This window comes from Comamonas antarctica (assembly GCF_013363755.1).
GTDB classification, from domain to species: Bacteria; Pseudomonadota; Gammaproteobacteria; order Burkholderiales; family Burkholderiaceae_C; genus Comamonas; species Comamonas antarctica.
Genome location: NZ_CP054840.1, coordinates 3,973,856 through 3,990,111 on the forward strand (window position 1 = coordinate 3,973,856; position 16,256 = coordinate 3,990,111).

The window sequence follows — 16,256 nt, forward strand, 5'->3', positions numbered from 1 at the left end:
GAAATTAGATTGCCTAAGTGATTGATTTTTCTAATAAAAATCGATTCTAACGGTTAGCAAGGCTCCGGAATCAGTGACTTTCCACACCCGCGAAGAGACCAAGACGCCTTATAGCAACGTGTCTTATCATGCGAAAAAAAGCGCATAGCGGTCTGCGACTCCATCATTGGAAATACAGGACCAAGATACCCATCAGCCTGCCAACGTTCACACTCGTGTTTCCCATTTCTCGCATTCCATCCCGCAAGACAATAGATCTCTCAAACTCCCTACCTCTACCAAGAGACACGGACTATGTAGTGCTTTGGTACGGCGCAAACGCCCGACCACGAAGTGCAGGCGATGTTCCCACCGTCTACGTGTGGTTCCGCCCTCTATATCGAGACGAGCAATTTGGGAAATGGGTGCCCCAAAGAATGGCGGCCACATTCCTAGGCCAGCTGCGAATTGGATCAATCTGGCGCAACGGGATTTCTACGCATGAGCTAGAGTTCGCCGAGTTCTGCTATACCGGCTCGTATACGCGAAGCCAGTGGGAAGACATCGTCTGGGAGCAGAAGCAGCGAGGCCTGATTCCTCCAGATCGCTATCCCCTACCTTACGCACACAATGATCAAAGTCGACTGCTGCGTTTGCATGCCGAGGGAAAAGCATTGCTCGTCCCGTGCATGGAGTTTTTCACACGCTGTTATGCGCGCTCAAGTGAAGTGAACCGGATCTTGTTGACCTATGGAGCAGAGGAACAAGACGAGCGGTTGATGCTTCGAGAGTCTATCGACAGCGTGCCTGGCGCGAGGCCGATCTGGATTCCTCCGTACACAACGGACGCAGACGCGCACTTTCTGGCTCAACTTCGCTACGACGCAGAGATGTCCAAGAAGCTCAAGGATTTTTCTGCACAGCTTGATCAAGAGCTCCTAGCCTCGAAAAATAATGTGGCCTTTTTGGCGTTCGGCCCTTGGTACTACGGGCCAGCAAAACTCAAAGTTCAGGGGGTACCCCTGAACAATGGCGACTTCTTAGCTCTGCGTATCGTGGGTTATTCGCTACCCGAAGACTATCCTGTTCATGCGCTGCGTGTACACAAGGAAACAGACACCGAAGGTGAGCTTTCTCGCTTTCCAAGGCCGCGCCGCGAGGTTCATGAGATTGCCGAAGGCCAAACCATTGCAGCTACTCAGGAGTTGGGAGCGGACCAGGATACCGACATCCATGTGGTCAACGATCCAGGCATAGAAATTCTGAACACGCCTGCGCCAGTGACCACGGAAACCGTCAGACGGGATCGCAATGGCAGAACAATTCGAACACCGTCCGCCCCCAGCAGTTGCAGCGCTCCAGGCGAGGCTGGCGGCACGGGAAAGGGCGTGGCTAGCTTACAGGTGAAATCGGAGGTGAGCTCCCCTTCAGAAGGCGCAGTTCATGCACTTTGGGCCGGTTTGGTTTACTTGCAAGAAGCCAACCTAGGGCTTATTCGCTCAGTAGCCTGGTGCACGCCAAGCTATACATTCCGGAGTCCACCCGACCCTCCAGAAACCGGCTTTAGGCTACCTAATCTCAAGTCACCCAGACGGCTGCAAGAGATTCGCAAGACACGTGCATGGCTCCATCGATCCGGACTCTCTTCCGCCAGGTCAGTTTTTGTCTTTCGCATCCAAACACCGCGTTTCACAGGCTATTTTTTTGAAGTGCAGCGCGCCGTGCGCGAGGGAAAAAAAGACAACGGAGCGACAGAATTCGTAGAAGACAGTTACTGCGGCTTGGTGGCAATCCCAAAGGATAACGGTGATCTCTCGAGATGGTTAGACGCCATTTTCGAAGCTATCAGCTGGCAATGCGGAATAATGAAAAATGTTTTGCCTCACATCAAAAGCATAACTTCCTATCAGGCCTATTACCAGAGAACCAAGCGCGACGGGGACACGCTAGAAGGCCAAGCAACGGCCTTCAATGCGCTGAGCAAGTTGGGAATAATTAATTTGAAATATTCAAAAATAGATGGTATACACGATGTTGGATAAATGTTATCCGCACATCGGATCGTAGAATTTTCGTCAACACAAACCACTCGAAACAAGCTAGTATCAGAACATTACAAAGGAGATAAATATGTCTGGCTCTAGTGGTGGTGGTGGTGGCAGCATAGTGGACGATGATCAAATCGCCTGCCATTTGTTGAAGTTTGAAACGCGCATTACGTCTCCGAATGCGGTAGTACTCGTAATGTTGTCTGTAGGAAAGCAGTTGAACATTCAAATCGCTGCAGGATCCACGGCTCAGGAAATCCAGGTTGTGACCTCCGAGGGGCAGATCGTTGGTGGTTTGCTGCACAACAAGGCGCAGCGTTTGCGTGAATGTCTGCTCGCTCAAACGAGCTACAAAGCGACGGTACGATCGATCAACAATGGTCAAGTAGACGTGTTCGTGGAGCCCGTCTGATGGCCATTCATGTTGTCGGGGGCTTTTACGAAGAGCGATGCACGCGGCCTGCATGGAGTCACACGTTTGGTTCTGGTGGGCGCGCGGCGGCTGCCATTGCAACCTATGGCACCGAGGTGATTTTTCACACCTACACCAGTCCTAAGTCCCAGCGCTATCTCGAGATGGTTGCGGCGGCATACAAGCTGGATATCCAAACCAACAGCATCGAACGGGCGGTCGCGTTCTCCTACCTGCACGATTTAGCGAACCCTCACATCGCCCATGTTCCGCCTGCCCCATCGAGGGCAGCGCCACTGCAGATCCAGCAAGACAACGTGGTGCGCTTCGGCATGCTGGAAGGCAATGCGATCGTGCAGGCACAGTGGGCCGTATATGACCCCCAGAACCAGGAAGCACCTGTGGCGTTTGGCGCCAATGGCTCCCACGCAAAGCACCTAGCCCTCGTGCTCAATAGCTGGGAAGCCCAGCAGATGGCAGGGCTTCCAGAAGGCGATGCTCAGACTTGTGCTTGCAAGATCGCGCAAGAGCAACATGCCGAAGTCGTGATTATCAAACAGGGCGCGCAAGGCGCCCTGGTGTGGGCAAATCAACGCGCTACCCAGGTCCCCGCCTACCGCACCCAGAATGTGTGGAAGATCGGCTCTGGCGACTGCTTTGTGGCCTACTTTGCACAGGCATGGATGGAGCAAAAACTCGCTCCCACGGTTGCCGCCGACTTCGCCTCTCGCGCAACGGCCTACTACGTCGATACCAAGGGGTTCGCCACACCTGAGACCCTGGAGACAGCGCATTACCCGCCGATCTCACCCAAAAATCGCCAACTACCCGTCGTACCTAAGAAGGTGTATCTGGCAGGACCATTTTTTCACCTCGGCCAGATTTGGTTGATCGAACAGGCGCGCACGCTGCTGCAAAGCACTGGCTTGCAGGTGATCTCCCCCTTTCACGACATCGGTCTGGGAACTGCAGAAGATGTGGTCCCTCTGGACATCCAGGCCATCAAAGACTGCGACCTGGTGTTTGCAGCCGTCGATGGATTAGACCCCGGGACAATCTTCGAGCTCGGCTATGCTCGCAGCCTCGACAAGCCCGTCGTGATCTACAGCGAGGTCCAGGTCGGCACCGAAAGCCTCAAGATGATGCAAGGCACCGGATGCGAGATCTACGCGAACTTCACCACCGCAATTTACGCCACCCGCTGGAGGGCCGTGGAATCATGAAAACTGCACTGCTACTGTCTGGCGGCATGGACTCCCTGGCGATTGCATGGTGGAAGCGACCAGACGTCGCGATCACCCTTGACTACGGCCAGAAGGCCGCAGAGGCTGAGAAAAGGGCATCTGCTGCTGTGTGCACTCAACTGGGCATTGAGCACCACATCGTGCGCATCGACTGCAGCTCCCTGGGTTCTGGCGATATGGCGAATGCAGCACCGGATGCCGCAGCGCCGGCCAGCGACTGGTGGCCGTACCGCAACCAGATGCTGCTCACCTTCGTCGCGATGAAGTGCATTGGGCTTGGGGTCAAAAAATTGCTTATAGGCACGGTGCGCTCCGATGGCAGCCACATCGACGGTACACCTGAATTCGTCCACCTGATGGATCAGTTGCTGAGCATGCAAGAAGGTGGACTGCGGGTCGAGGCCCCGGCCATTGACCTGTCGACAGCAGAACTCATCCAGCAATCGGCATTGCCTGCTGACATGCTCGCCTGGGCGCACAGCTGCCATAAGGCCAACACGCCGTGCTGGAACTGCCGGGGGTGCAACAAGTATCGGGAGACCTATGACGAGGTCAGTGCCAGCATGGCTTGATCTAGGCAATCCACAGCCCAAGCAGCAACTGACGGCTTACACACCCATCCAATGGTTCGGCCAGCGCATTGCGCTGCCAGCCACGGGGACTGCCAGGGCCCCCCATCTGGCCGCCGTGCTTGCAGCCCGGCGTTCGCGCAGAGACTTCGCAGCACCTGCCACATTGGACGACCTGGCGGCCATGCTCGAGCTGTGTTGCCGAACGCGCGAACTACAAGCCAGCGATCTAGGCTTTGATCTAGAGTTCCGTCCGCACCCCTCGGCTGGGGCCATCCACAGCGTACACACCCTGGTCCAGCGCGAGATCGACGAAGACTGGATGTACTACGACGCGCAAGCTCATCAGTTAGTGTCGCTGCCCGGTACATCCGCCGTAGCCAACGTTGCCCGCAATGCAGCCGATGAACTCGTGCCTGCCACCAACGCTTCCCTGATCGCCCTGGTGGCAGAACCGGACAAGGCCGCGGCAAAGTACAAGAGCCCAGGCAGCCTGATCTGGCGAGACGCCGGCGTGCTCTTGGGCTACTTCAGCATCTGCGCCGAAGCGCTGGCTCTCTCATTTTGCCCACTGGGAATCACTGGGCAACCTATGCTTGGTCGAGACTTAGATGAGCAGGGACGTTTGTGCGGGGTTGGCATGGCGCTGCTTGGGCGCACGCACCTTGGTTGACCCGCTCGTCGCTGGCAGTTTGTTGCCCAACATCACCTGTATGGACAGCGGCGATCGGGCCATCTCGAACCAGATCACAGCATCCAGCTCGGAGGCACGCACACCCATACGTTTACTGAGCGCGAGGAACAGCTCTTCCAGAGCAAAGTAATGGCGCTCGACGGTCAGGTTCTTGGGGAAAAGGCCAATCGCCACGCCCACTCGCAGGATGTGAATATCCAGGATAGCGACATCGTCGGCGCGCAGCCAGTTGCGCGCCACCCAAGAGGCGGTCTTAGGCCCAATCCCGTTAAGCTCCAGCAACCAATCGCGCAGGGCTCTGCCTGACTGTAAAGGTGCGTCGCCCTTTGCCAACCGCTGGAGCGCTTCGCTGACATAGCGAGCTTTTTGCTTAGCAAAACGATACCGCACCGCACGCCCATGGACGGTTAGCGGCTCTTCGAGCAATGTCAACAGCTCCCCTTCGGTAGGCGTGTCGGCCAGCACATCTCGCTCGCGCATACGCTCAAACGCGGCAATGCCCACAGCAGCCGGAATGCCATGCCCTCCCAGCAAGCAAGCCGCCACCTCCTCGGCCAGCGTATGCCCGAGCTTGTACTCTGGTGGGCCGCCCAACACACGCTTGGACATCACCTGGTACGCCCAATAGGCAGGGGTAGGGAAGCCCTCCACGCGTCCCCAAGGCACGCCTGGCAGCAGCAATTCGCTTGCGGGCGGTAGCTCCAATTGCATGACCCCGACGGGGCCCAATATCGCGGCTGTTTGCATCACGCCACCTCGCCTGTGTTAAACGAATACTCTTCGCGCAGCCACTGCATGAATGCGGCGCGCTCCACCGCATTCATGGAGATCACCTTGGACTGCAAACGTTGCAGCCGCCGCTTGGTGGTCTGGCGCTCCCGGAAGTTGTCCCCCAGATACCTTGCATCATGCAGTTCAGTGGGCGGCTCGTAGTTGAACCATAGGCATTCCTCGCGAATGCCGCGGTGGGTCGCAGCCTCAAATTTCTTGCAGTTCCAGCCCTCAAGCATCTCATCGTACATAGGATGCGCATAGCCGGAAATGAGCACTTTGCAGGACAGATTTTTGAGCACCTTGAGCAGCTGAACGTGGTCATCCTGGGTGTAGTCATGGCGGTACACCCGCGACTGCCGACGCGTAGCGGGGTGGTAGGGAGGATCGCAGTACACGAGCTCTTCCCCAGTGAACGCATAGCTGCGCAGAAAGTCCTCGGCCTTGCCCTGCACCAGCTCGGCCGGCATTTGCGGCGAGTCCTTCCAAGCAGCAATCACGTGCTCATCCAGTTCGATGGCAATGCTGCGTTGCGCCGGCCTTTTGTTGCGTAGCACCGCACCGCCGCCCAGGTGCGTCTCGATATAAACGTTGTGCGGAGGCATGAGATTGAGCACGTGCTGGAATGTGCGGCCTTTGCCACCTGGATACTTCATGCGCCAAATCATCGTCAAATCTGACGATGAAGTCAAATGCTTTCAACGCGCGGCCACCCCAGTTGTTGCTCAGATGCCCGCGTCATTGGGTTACATCGCCAAATCGAACGTGCGTATCCGTACGGTAATCCCATCTTTGTGCGGAACAGATCTTTGAGCACTATCGCGTCCACGAAACAACCGTGCACACGATGCTCAAAGACTCTCAATCAACATGGGATCGCCGCGCGGTTACGAACGTGCAACCGAACGCTGCTGGCCACCACCAACAAACGCTGTCACCAGCGCAGGTGGTCAGCCGGCCGGAAAACGCAAAGGAACCGTGCCACAAACACGATCCCCCTCTTTAGTCGACAGACAGACGCCAGGGCTCTATGCCTTAGGAGCTACCAGTGACCTTATATTGGAACGAATAACGATGCAGCACTGCCAAACAGCCGGTTGTAGAACTCAACCGCATAGCGGTCTGTCATCCCTGCTACGAAGTCGCAAATTACGCGCTTCTGCTCTTTTTCCGTCTTGAGAAGTTCAACCACGGTCTTGACGTCTTGTGGCAGAAGGTTGTGGTTTTTAGCCAGCGTATCAAAGAGCTTCGTGACGATCTCCTCGCCGCGATGCTCAACGACCTTCAAACGCGGCGACATGATCATCGACAGATACGTAAGGTGCTTAAGAGCCTCAATCTTCAGACGAATGTCCCTCCTCACTTCGATTTTCGCCATCGCCATGTTTGCATCAGCCTTCACGCTGATGCCCATCATGAACTCATGCACCAAACGCGAAGACATCTGCGTACGAACATGGGAGTTTTCAGCCACTCGGCAAGAAAGCTGATAAGTGTCGATATCACGATCCTGCGCGCCCTCGGACACAGGTGGGGAGTAGCCCACAGCCTCCATCAAAGCCCTCAAAATTTCCTGCTCGGTTACATCGTTGATGACGTGCTTGATCTTCTCGTGGAGCTTGCGCAGGAAAAGACTCTGGTGAGCTCGACTGATCATGTCCAACGGAGTGGTGAATCCTGCCTTCATCGCATCTTCTAGGTCATAAGTCGAATATGCGATGTCATCCGCGATGTCCATGATCTGGCATTCAAGGGTCTTGAACTCTCCTTCAAAGCCAAGCGCGACATGCTTCTTGATGTTGGCAACGATGTCCGCCTCTGAGTCGTAGTATCCCTTGCACAACTTGTCTTCAACTGCACGCTCTGGTGGGATCTTGCTGTCGTACTTCAAGATCGACGCGAGCGAGCGATACGTCAAATTGAGCCCTAGCCTTCCGTCCGATCCATCTTCGTCTATCCCAAGGACAAAGGCCGGATTGAGGTTTTCTTTGTAGACCTTGCGCTCCACCTTGGTCAGGATCCGAAGGGTTTGTGCATTTCCCTCGAAACCGCCAAACGGCTTCATGCATGCATCGAGCGCACGTTCTCCGTTGTGCCCGAAAGGGGGATGCCCCAGGTCATGAGCCAAGCCGGCAAACTCCACCAGATCCACGTCAATTGCACCGTGCTGCCGAATGACTACGTCATTAGCATTCAGGTACTGCGCAATACCTTTGGCAATCTGAGCAACTTCCAGAGAATGAGTCAGACGGTTTCGGAAAAAATCAGACTCCGAACCAGGAAACAGTTGTGTTTTTCCTTGCAACCGGCGGAACGATGGGGAGTGCAGCAAACGTCCGTAGTCACGCCGATACGGCGTTCTCCCCAACATTTCTTTTTCCTCTTCTGGCCGAAGTCGTGCGGTATCTTTCTCTGTATACATGTAAGGCAGAAACAAAAAAGCCACCCTTCGGATGGCTTGTTGGGACATCAAGCCGTTGCGGGCGCACGCGCGCGGGCTTGGACTGTTGCGCTAGTTCGTCGGTTCTTTGTCTCGGGCTGCGGCAGCTGACCACGAGCGTCTTGGAAAGTACGCTGCAGCTCCACGTTGACTGTGACTTGACCGTTGTACATGTCGCGCTTAACAGCGGCTCGTACTTCAGCAAAGATGACTTGGTCAAACGGCATAACAGGCTCCTGATCCTATGGACATTGAACTTAGATGCTACCTCGGTAGCATCAGCGCGAGATTGTACTTTTCAATGTCACGTTTAGTTGCACTTGTACTTGCAAAATGTCGAACTGCCACTTCCCAGCAGACGGAAGAAGTAGCTGCCAGTGGAATGCGCGCACCAATCCGACACCCTGTATCTGAAGCCAGGCAGTTTGAACGGCAACACTAACCATTGAACGCAGACAAATTTCACACCATGATCAAGAACGCATCAGATCTTCTAACCGCCTTTATCGCCAAGGAGAAAGAAAAGGTCGAGGCCATCTCGATGCAGCATATGCCGACGCTCGGCAGCGCGTACGAAGCGATCACAAGGGAAGGCATCGACCAACAATTTGTTCTGCCCCCCGGCTTGGATCTGCGCGTCGTCTCTGGGTTCATTGATGGTCTCTCCAAACAGATAGATTGCATGCTCGTTCAGGGAGAGGGACAGCGCTACGGCCTAACTGATCAGTACATCTATCCGGCACGTCAGGTTCTGTGCGTGCTCGAAGTAAAGAAGACCCTAAACAGCACAGCTTTAGCCGAAGGCATCACGCATCTGGCAAACATCCTGCGCCATTGCGATACAGATCTCCGCGCCAGACTCCATGCTGATGGGGACTTCGACTTAAGGTCGGCACGAGCGTCGTACGAGAAGCTCACTGGCCGCACCGGACCTCTCAGTAAATGGGCCGCTCTCAACCTCCCAGAGCCGGATCGGATCAATTTTTCCACCCTTCTCCGTCAAACCTACGCTCCGGTAGCTGTGCTTCTGGGATTTGACGGTTACACCACAGAGCATGGCCTTCGCTCGGCAATGCTCAACTTCACCCAGTCCAACATAAGTGCATTGGCAAAAAATTTGCCAGAAGTCTTACCGGCGCTCATCACCGCCGGCACCTTCAGTCTGGTGAAGTGCACTGGGCAACCGTACCTGTGTCGCGCTCCAAATGGGGGTTGGGTCCTTCTGGCATCAGGCCGGGACAATGTCGCGCGCATACTCCTGGAATTTCTTTGGACCAAAATTGAGGTTATCTGTGGCGTCCCGATGCCGTTTGGTTCGGATCTGGATCATGAGAATCTTAGGGAGCTAATAGTCGCGCGAGGCGAATCCGTAAACGGACAGGGTGTCTTCAAGCTTACTACGCATGAGCTCTCAGAGAAGGCCCTGGTGCGCCCTGCGCGTACGGATTGGGAGCCGAGAAGGCTCTCTGCGGCAGCCATCGACGTGACCAAGTACCTTGCGGCGCAAACCGGCCCCCTAAAGCTGGACCCGTCGCTCTCCAAGATTATTCACAAGAAACATGGCGTAATTCTTGACGACGTGGTCGCGGAGCTCGTCAACACTCACGCCTACTGCAGGTCTGACACCGAGCTACGCCCAATCGGAAGCAGCCTCGCCATCGTTGTATGTGAAGACGGCACCGGCTACTCGGCCCTGGACACCGGTCGATTGAATGCCTGGTGCGAAAAGCAGGGGTTTGTAATGACCCCAGTCATGGGCAACTAGATCTGCGGCGGTCACCCGCCACACGGCGGTAGCCACCGCATTCATCGGACACGGGCCCCTAGACGCCCATCTCGGCTGCTGCTGGGCCTGTGGCCCCATCTAGAAAAAAGAAAAGTAGAGCGACGCCGCACGAAAGTGCGGTGGCGTTCGACATTAGCTTTCACGAGGGATATGGCGCATATCTGGTAAAGCACCTGCCAGGGCTACCAGTCGCTTGCCGGCTTCGACTCGAATGAAGGTCTCCGGGGCTAGTCGCACCAGTGCGGAGACCGAAATGCTAGGAACGGTCAAAGCAAGGGAGCACATCAGCACTTTATCATCGATCGCAAAAAATCGTATACATTGAGCCTCCTTTACATCATGGCTGGTGGGATAGCGTGACACTTTTTTGGTGGGTAGGTCTTCTAAGAAGCTACTGTCCACGGTGGGTGAGGTACCCAAAAAACCTGCCCTCCCATGTGTAGCTCATCTCCACTTGGCAACAGGGCCCGCTTCGCAGTTTTAATAATCTCCTGTGCCTGGCGTTTGCTTAGACGATGGAAGTACCGCAATGCGGCTACGTCCCACTGCATCCGGCTCTTGGGGTCACGCCGACTGGAATTTGCGATTTCGGAAAGCTGGGTCCCTAGCTTTTCCCGGGCGTCCGCCACTGCATGCGATGGAATTTGGCGCGCCAGGAGCTCGATGGCATAGCGGGCTTTTAAAAATCCAAGGAACGTTGATGTCGCTGCTCGTTGACCAGGCGCGCGACGGAGCATGTCGTTCAACGCGGCTTGGTTGGGCATCGCCGCTCCCTCGGGCGATGTAGCAAACAACAAGCTGACAGCAGGGCGTAGCGCCATTCGCATGGTCCGAGGCTTGATCTTTCCAGCCTTCATACGTGCATGGAGCTCATCGAAGAAGGCATGGAGCACAGCCTCTGCCACCGAGCCTGCAGGTAGGCTTTGCATAAGCTTCCGCGATGTCTGGATCTCCGCATTGGCTTGCTTTGCCTCCGGTGTCAACGCCAGCGCATGTTGGTCTTGCAACCACCGCATTGGTAACTCGTACTTGCGCAGCCTGGCAGTCCCGAACACCCGCAGCACAAAGGCATCGTCCCAGACGGCATTGGGGTGCTGGTCCAGCGTGGTGAAAAACTCCGCATGCCGGACCAATGCCAAGCACAGTCGCTTGGCATTAGTGTGTACAACTGCCCAACGCACATACGAGGAAAAGGCCTGATGCACGAGCTCACAGCTAAACAACTCCGTCAGCTGCCCCCCATTGAGCTCGCATCGCCCCTTCCAGTAGCAGGCCTCGCAACGGCCATTACGTCCAGGCTCAACCGGTGCTTGGCACACATGGCAGGCGGTATAGGGCTCGCTTTCGCATTTACGGCAAATCCAGGCGCCATCACTGCGCGCCGTACAGGGTCGGTGACGACGACACACACCACAGGTCTTGTTGTTGAAGCCTTTACACTGCAGGCAGACGACCGCTTGGTCTGGTGCCGAGCGCGAATACTTGCGGACGAGGTTGTTGCATATGCTGCAGCGCTGCGACTCTCGGAAGTACACGTAGCAGGAGTTGCAAACGGGTCCCTGAGGCAACATCAACCCCAGCGCACGCCCGCTGCGGTGGCATCGAACACACGGGCGCGCAGCTGCGCATTTGCGGCATTGGGCCGCAGGATCGCTTGCAAGCAAACGGCTTGGGATTCCGCATCCTGGGCATGGTCCTTTTTTGAAGCAGCGTGCATAGCAAGTCGAGCAGTAGTGCCGGCCGTTTTCTATCCGAGAGAATTTGGACACAAGGCGTCCGCACTCATTGCACTCGTACTGTGCACTCTCCAATTCCATCACCACCGGCGATTCCTTCGCAGCCAACGTTCCCAGTCTGCCTGAACAAGCTCTTTAGAAACCGGAATGGGCGATTCTCCTGCCTTTCTCGATGCACGGACCGCGCCTGGTAGCCCAGCTGCACCGGCCGACTTTGAAGCCGCATCTACCCGCAGTATCGTGATGAAGCTGCACAGCCGCGCCTCACGCTCGCGGGGCGATTGCATCTCCAGCAGCAAGTTATTCGGCCGAAGTGCAGGCTCCTGAAAATCTGCGCGTACGACTATGCAGCGCGAAGGCGCCAACATACCGCGCATGCGGCGAAACCAATCCACGCCAGAAACGGCACCGCCGTCCCATAACCCCTCACCGACGGACAACACTTCCATCGCCCTCCGCTGAAATGCCATGGCATCCACCTCCGCCAAGGGAGGCACATACCTGCGCATGTCCCGCCCACAGGCCGAACACCGTGCCAAGTTTGGCAGCTTGCTGATGCAGAGATGAGGTGCAATCAGCGCGTGGCAGTAGGGGCATCGGTCGATCAGACGTGTGCCATGGACCTCGCAGCCCACGACAAAGGCCAAGCGCCAGGCACGCCGAAAAAACGGCTCTGGATCGCTGGCAAGGCACTGGGGACAGCACGGCAAGCCTGCGTAGCGCTGCCGGTTGCGGTTGCCCAAGGCAGTGATCCAAGGCACGACTGGACGGCTCCGCGCGGAAACTCCAGCAAGACGATCTACCAGCCCCCCAAGCGTAGCCGCATGCACGGCATCAGGTTCACATCCAAACCACGCGGCGGCGTGCATTGCCCGCGATGCGGTCAGCCCACGGTCCGCATCGATCGTCCACATCCGCCATTTGGGCCAAATCGCCCCGGTCAATGTCAGGGGGTCACACCCGCTATGCAAAGCAACTCTAGCCAGCCAAGACGAAAGCAGTTCGTCCTTATAGGGCTGTTGCCAGGAAGCATTGCTCATGGCTGGACTTCACGAATGCCTTTGGTCGGTTTGACCCACACCTTAGAGGCCACGATCTCCCGTGTGATGCACTCTTGCCCAGACTGGATGGCGACCTTGCTGCACTCGATAAGCAGTCGGTGCAGATCCCCAAGATTGCCTTCGCTGATGTCATACAAAAGTGTGGCTATCTCTGGGCTCGCGAGACCTGAGGGTTTTTTCAATGGAAGCACGCTTTCAAATCCAGCCAACAACGTCTGGAACTCAGGATCAAGCTTCCACAGCGGGAGCGAATACACATCGAACCGACTGGCATGCTGCGGATCTGAATGCAGCACGCGCACCGCGTCTCTAGTGCCCACACAAACAATCGGAATGCGCAGTTCATTGCATAGCATCTTGATCGTGTTCATCACGGCTCGCAGCTTGGCCGATGGTCCCACCAATAGCGAGTGGATTTCGTCGATGATCAGTATTTCGGCGTGGCATAGGCGCAAGCGCGAGATGGCGTCGTACCGCAGTTCCGTCACGGTGCCATTCTTTTTGTATGGTGACCAGAACTGGCTGAGGATGGACACATACAGCCCTTTTTCATCGGCCGACGGGGGTGACTCGGCAATGATGACTGGGCGAATGCTGTGCGAATCCTCGCTGACGTAGCCCTCACCGTGCAGCTCCATGAAACGCTCGATGATTTTGGTTTTCCCGTTGTTGGAGTCGCCCACAACCAGCATATTGCGCATGCGAGGGACCTTGGGCATACGCATGAGGGCGGCCATATCATCGAGGATCAGCTTGGCACGTGCGTAACCAATCCAGCGGGGTTCGAGCAAGAAACGAATCCGCTCCTCCGGGCCCAAGTCCAGCGCCGTGCGAAAGCTCTCATGGATGTGCGTGGCCTCAGGCGCGGCGCTTGGCTCTAATTCCATCTTGGTCATGCGATATCGCTCCCGCGTACAACGTCTGTGAGCAAACTTGCGGCGGGCAGCAATGCTGTTATGCGCGATGCTGCCGTGGGCCGCGGAGCGATGTCACGGTCTGCGCTTGCCCGTACCTTGGGTGCCTGTACTGGCGCAGGCCCCTCGTCGGCCACTCTTTGGTGATCCGCCTGGCGCTGAGCGGCCTTGCGAGCCTGCTTGGTCTTTGCAGCGCTGTCTTTGGTCAGCTGACGCCGCTCAGTAATGGACCGCAGAACCGCCGTGGAATCCGATGGGTCAAACCCCGCATCTTTAAGCTCTTGCTTAGCCCGCTTCAGCTCCCAAATACTGCAACTTGGGAAGTTGGGGTCTGCCAGAGGAATCTTGAAATATTCCTTGAGCTCGGGATCGAAGAACCAGATCGCGCTGATGTCGCGCGGGTCACGGCGGAAGGGGTGCTTCAACCCCTTGCCAGTCTCAGGATCGATGACACCAATCCAGGGGCGCAAAACGTCGGCGTAGTAGCGCTTATCGATATCCACCCCATCGTTTTGCACCGTGCGCCAAATGATCGGCAGAAAGTCGATGTAGATCGACAGATAGTCAGTCGGTCGGGGTGGCATACCAGTTCCGAGCTGCCCACCGTGGCCAAAGATGCCAAGCTCGAATCGCCGCAACGGCGGCATATCCAAAGATCGATGATTTCTGCGGTGGTACTCGTTGCAAATGATCTTGAGCAACTGCTTTTCCAGCTCAGACTTTGTGAATATGGCCCGGCCTTCCGAGTCGTATTCCTGGCGCTCCTGTACAGATGAAAACGTGGTGCCTGGCAGATCGTGCAGCTCTCGCAGCAAGGTGCCCTGTAACCGTTCGATGTGGCCGCCATAACGAGGCACCTTCACGGGTCGAAACTCTGCATCAATCGCATAGAGGTTGCACACATCGCGGACGCTGTCCGAACGGAAGTCAGGCCCGTTGTCCCAACGCACTTTTTTGGGTCGTCCCCAAATAGGCCATTCTGCATCGACACCATGCTTGAGCAGCCACATGTCCTTTGGGATCAGGGCGTGTGCCAGACACATGCCGACCGAGACAACCGAGGGCGCGTCAAAGCTTATGTAGTAGCCCGCGACCATGCGGGAATACTCATCAATGGCAATTGTCAGCCATGGTCGACCAACAGGCTTACGATGTTCGTCATCCACAACGATCACATCGATGGGCGTGTGATCGATCTGATAAATCGCGAGGGGATAGTCGCCTCCTGGCGTAGTACCGGGAGTAGGCAAAAACTTGTTCTTGGCCCGCTCACGCTGACCACGCCGACGAAGCCGCTCCACCTCCGGAATACGGTCGATACGCTGACGCACTGCCGTAGCGCTCGGGGCCTGCACATTCTGCTCCTCACAAATACGCAGCACCTCACGCACGACCTTCTCCGCAGTGGGCCGCTCCGGAGTCAGGTAGTAATTGTTGATTACGTCCTCGATGAGCAATTGGACGCTCTTGGAAATCCGGCCCTTTCCGTACTGCCAGCCACGCTTCAAAGGAACCAGCCCCGACACTGCATCCAGCGACCGATATCGGCTGATCCAGCGATACAGCGTGGCTATGCCAACCCCCAGCTCTTGCGCACGTGCCTGAACTGCGGCTCGGGTTGGACTTTTGGTCGTCAGCAGCGGTTCGATCGCCGCAAAACGCGTCTGCGCAACGCGCCAGTCATCCTCAACGATCGCGTTGATATCGATGTCAGAAGGAGACCCAGGATCTTGATCAACATTCTCCAAATCACTGACCAGCAACACGCTGGTTCTGCCGGTCTGCATGCTGGTCGCGGTGACGGTGTTGAAGTCCAGCACCTCGGCAATTCGAAAGACTCCGTCGCGATGACGGACCAAGGCGCCGCTGCGAACGTCAATGCGCCTGCGCTTTATGACCACCGAAGGCGTTTCCTCGAAATAGTCTCCGTAGTCCTTGTCAATCATAGGCTGCCCAGATGAGGGTGTCTTCGTTGAGCGGATCGCAGATATCGCAGTCAAGCTGCCGGGTCGCTAGCAGATGCCATAGGTGTGCAATGCCTTGAGCACGGAAGCTTCCGGCGAAATGCTTGGCCAGGATGTAGTCAATGGAAACTGAACCAAGTTCACGCATGTCTTCCACGACGGCTGCACTTTGGTGTGGGCACACATCCAAATCGTCGTAGCGGCGCAGGAACATGATGTTGTCGAAGGCTGGTGTGCGGATGCGGGTCTCGTCCATCACTCGAAAAAGCCACCCTTGCTCACGTGCATAGCGACGGGTGGCGACCCATTTGGGGAGCCACTCCCGCCAGTGCTTCAGCCACTCCTTGCGTTCCTTCACCTCGACCAGCATGGGCTTGAACTCCATGCCAATCGCATCGTCCCGAACCTTGTAATAGACAAGGTAGTCCGGAGTGGCAATTGACTTCGTCCCCGAGCGGGTCATGAAAGGAACCTCACACGGTTGCGAGACCACAGACGCCACCCCCAGGTTGAATGCCTGGCGTAGAACAAAGTCTCGTTCCAATGTGGACTCGTACGGGATAGAACTCTGCGCGCGCCAGCTTACGAAGCCCGTGACGCTACGGCGATTGGTCGGAATCTTGCGCACCGACCGCACA

General features: G+C 56.4%; 15 protein-coding genes. 7 read left to right on the plus strand and 8 right to left on the minus strand.

Translation table 11 applies throughout. The features are described from left to right. Positions 1–869 precede the first annotated feature (869 nt). The 5 genes from HUK68_RS18525 to HUK68_RS18545 all read left to right on the plus strand — a co-directional run bounded on the left by HUK68_RS18525 (position 870) and on the right by HUK68_RS18545 (position 4,925). The gene (locus HUK68_RS18525; protein ID WP_175505525.1) at positions 870–2,021 is read left to right on the plus strand and encodes a hypothetical protein; all 1,152 of its coding nucleotides are present in this window, start codon (positions 870–872) and stop codon (positions 2,019–2,021) included. Between the two features lie 88 nt (positions 2,022–2,109). After that, positions 2,110–2,439: a hypothetical protein gene (locus HUK68_RS18530; RefSeq protein ID WP_175505526.1), complete on the plus strand. Its 330-nt coding sequence runs from the start codon at positions 2,110–2,112 to the stop codon at positions 2,437–2,439. Beyond that, positions 2,439–3,662: a PfkB family carbohydrate kinase gene (locus tag HUK68_RS18535; protein WP_175505527.1), complete on the plus strand. Its 1,224-nt coding sequence runs from the start codon at positions 2,439–2,441 to the stop codon at positions 3,660–3,662. Before HUK68_RS18530 ends, HUK68_RS18535 begins: the two co-directional genes overlap by 1 nt. Then, entirely contained in the window at positions 3,659–4,255 is a 597-nt protein-coding gene (locus HUK68_RS18540) for a 7-cyano-7-deazaguanine synthase (RefSeq protein WP_175505528.1), read from the plus strand. Before HUK68_RS18535 ends, HUK68_RS18540 begins: the two co-directional genes overlap by 4 nt. Before the next feature lie 163 nt (positions 4,256–4,418). Next, on the plus strand, positions 4,419–4,925 hold the full coding sequence (locus HUK68_RS18545) for a nitroreductase family protein (RefSeq protein ID WP_175505529.1): 507 nt from the start codon (positions 4,419–4,421) through the stop codon (positions 4,923–4,925). Here the strand turns inward: HUK68_RS18545 and HUK68_RS18550 are convergent. Beyond that, on the minus strand, positions 4,860–5,693 hold the full coding sequence (locus tag HUK68_RS18550) for an 8-oxoguanine DNA glycosylase (RefSeq protein ID WP_175505530.1): 834 nt from the start codon (positions 5,691–5,693) through the stop codon (positions 4,860–4,862). The genes HUK68_RS18545 and HUK68_RS18550 overlap by 66 nt on opposite strands. Next, a complete protein-coding gene (locus HUK68_RS18555; RefSeq protein ID WP_175505531.1) occupies positions 5,693–6,373 on the minus strand; it encodes a DNA adenine methylase in 681 nt (226 codons plus the stop codon). The genes HUK68_RS18550 and HUK68_RS18555 overlap by 1 nt, the downstream gene beginning before the upstream one ends. On the opposite strand from HUK68_RS18555, the gene HUK68_RS18560 reads away from it, so the two are divergent. Further along, positions 6,372–6,530 carry a hypothetical protein gene (locus HUK68_RS18560; RefSeq protein WP_175505532.1) on the plus strand — a complete coding sequence of 53 codons (159 nt, stop codon included), beginning with the start codon at positions 6,372–6,374 and terminating at the stop codon, positions 6,528–6,530. The two genes, HUK68_RS18555 and HUK68_RS18560, sit on opposite strands and share 2 nt — an antisense overlap. Positions 6,531–6,771: 241 nt before the next feature. Here the strand turns inward: HUK68_RS18560 and dgt are convergent, their stop codons facing one another. Then, positions 6,772–8,187, minus strand: a complete 1,416-nt coding sequence (dgt, locus tag HUK68_RS18565) for a dGTP triphosphohydrolase (protein ID WP_175505533.1) — start codon at positions 8,185–8,187, stop codon at positions 6,772–6,774. A gap of 439 nt (positions 8,188–8,626) precedes the next feature. Here dgt and HUK68_RS18570 point away from each other — a divergent pair, with 439 nt between their 5' ends. Then, positions 8,627–9,922, plus strand: a complete 1,296-nt coding sequence (locus HUK68_RS18570; RefSeq protein WP_175505534.1) for a DUF6602 domain-containing protein — start codon at positions 8,627–8,629, stop codon at positions 9,920–9,922. Positions 9,923–10,326: 404 nt separating this feature from the next. Here HUK68_RS18570 and HUK68_RS18575 read toward each other — a convergent pair whose 3' ends face one another. The 5 genes from HUK68_RS18575 to HUK68_RS18595 form a co-directional block, all read right to left on the minus strand. Next, entirely contained in the window at positions 10,327–11,148 is an 822-nt protein-coding gene (locus tag HUK68_RS18575) for a hypothetical protein (protein WP_175505535.1), read from the minus strand. A gap of 611 nt (positions 11,149–11,759) precedes the next feature. Beyond that, positions 11,760–12,719 (minus strand): TniQ family protein, encoded by a 960-nt coding sequence (locus HUK68_RS23510; RefSeq protein ID WP_175505536.1) that lies wholly within the window; start codon positions 12,717–12,719, stop codon positions 11,760–11,762. Next, positions 12,716–13,636 carry a TniB family NTP-binding protein gene (locus tag HUK68_RS18585; RefSeq protein WP_244146206.1) on the minus strand — a complete coding sequence of 307 codons (921 nt, stop codon included), beginning with the start codon at positions 13,634–13,636 and terminating at the stop codon, positions 12,716–12,718. Before HUK68_RS18585 ends, HUK68_RS23510 begins: the two co-directional genes overlap by 4 nt. After that, positions 13,633–15,600 carry a TnsB C-terminal domain-containing protein gene (locus HUK68_RS18590; RefSeq protein WP_175505537.1) on the minus strand — a complete coding sequence of 656 codons (1,968 nt, stop codon included), beginning with the start codon at positions 15,598–15,600 and terminating at the stop codon, positions 13,633–13,635. Before HUK68_RS18590 ends, HUK68_RS18585 begins: the two co-directional genes overlap by 4 nt. Next, positions 15,593–16,255 carry a TnsA endonuclease N-terminal domain-containing protein gene (locus HUK68_RS18595; protein WP_350355238.1) on the minus strand — a complete coding sequence of 221 codons (663 nt, stop codon included), beginning with the start codon at positions 16,253–16,255 and terminating at the stop codon, positions 15,593–15,595. Before HUK68_RS18595 ends, HUK68_RS18590 begins: the two co-directional genes overlap by 8 nt. Between the last annotated feature and the right edge of the window lies 1 nt (position 16,256).

Coding starts and splice junctions, on each gene's coding strand:
- HUK68_RS18590 (WP_175505537.1), bottom strand. CDS start 15,600: ATGATTGACAAGGACTACGGAGACTATTTCGAGGAAACGCCTTCGGTG.
- HUK68_RS18530 (WP_175505526.1), top strand. CDS start 2,110: ATGTCTGGCTCTAGTGGTGGTGGTGGTGGCAGCATAGTGGACGATGAT.
- HUK68_RS18560 (WP_175505532.1), top strand. CDS start 6,372: ATGCGCCAAATCATCGTCAAATCTGACGATGAAGTCAAATGCTTTCAA.
- HUK68_RS18550 (WP_175505530.1), bottom strand. CDS start 5,693: ATGCAAACAGCCGCGATATTGGGCCCCGTCGGGGTCATGCAATTGGAG.
- HUK68_RS18555 (WP_175505531.1), bottom strand. CDS start 6,373: ATGAAGTATCCAGGTGGCAAAGGCCGCACATTCCAGCACGTGCTCAAT.
- HUK68_RS23510 (WP_175505536.1), bottom strand. CDS start 12,719: ATGAGCAATGCTTCCTGGCAACAGCCCTATAAGGACGAACTGCTTTCG.
- dgt (WP_175505533.1), bottom strand. CDS start 8,187: ATGTCCCAACAAGCCATCCGAAGGGTGGCTTTTTTGTTTCTGCCTTAC.
- HUK68_RS18540 (WP_175505528.1), top strand. CDS start 3,659: ATGAAAACTGCACTGCTACTGTCTGGCGGCATGGACTCCCTGGCGATT.
- HUK68_RS18535 (WP_175505527.1), top strand. CDS start 2,439: ATGGCCATTCATGTTGTCGGGGGCTTTTACGAAGAGCGATGCACGCGG.
- HUK68_RS18585 (WP_244146206.1), bottom strand. CDS start 13,636: ATGACCAAGATGGAATTAGAGCCAAGCGCCGCGCCTGAGGCCACGCAC.
- HUK68_RS18525 (WP_175505525.1), top strand. CDS start 870: ATGTCCAAGAAGCTCAAGGATTTTTCTGCACAGCTTGATCAAGAGCTC.
- HUK68_RS18570 (WP_175505534.1), top strand. CDS start 8,627: ATGATCAAGAACGCATCAGATCTTCTAACCGCCTTTATCGCCAAGGAG.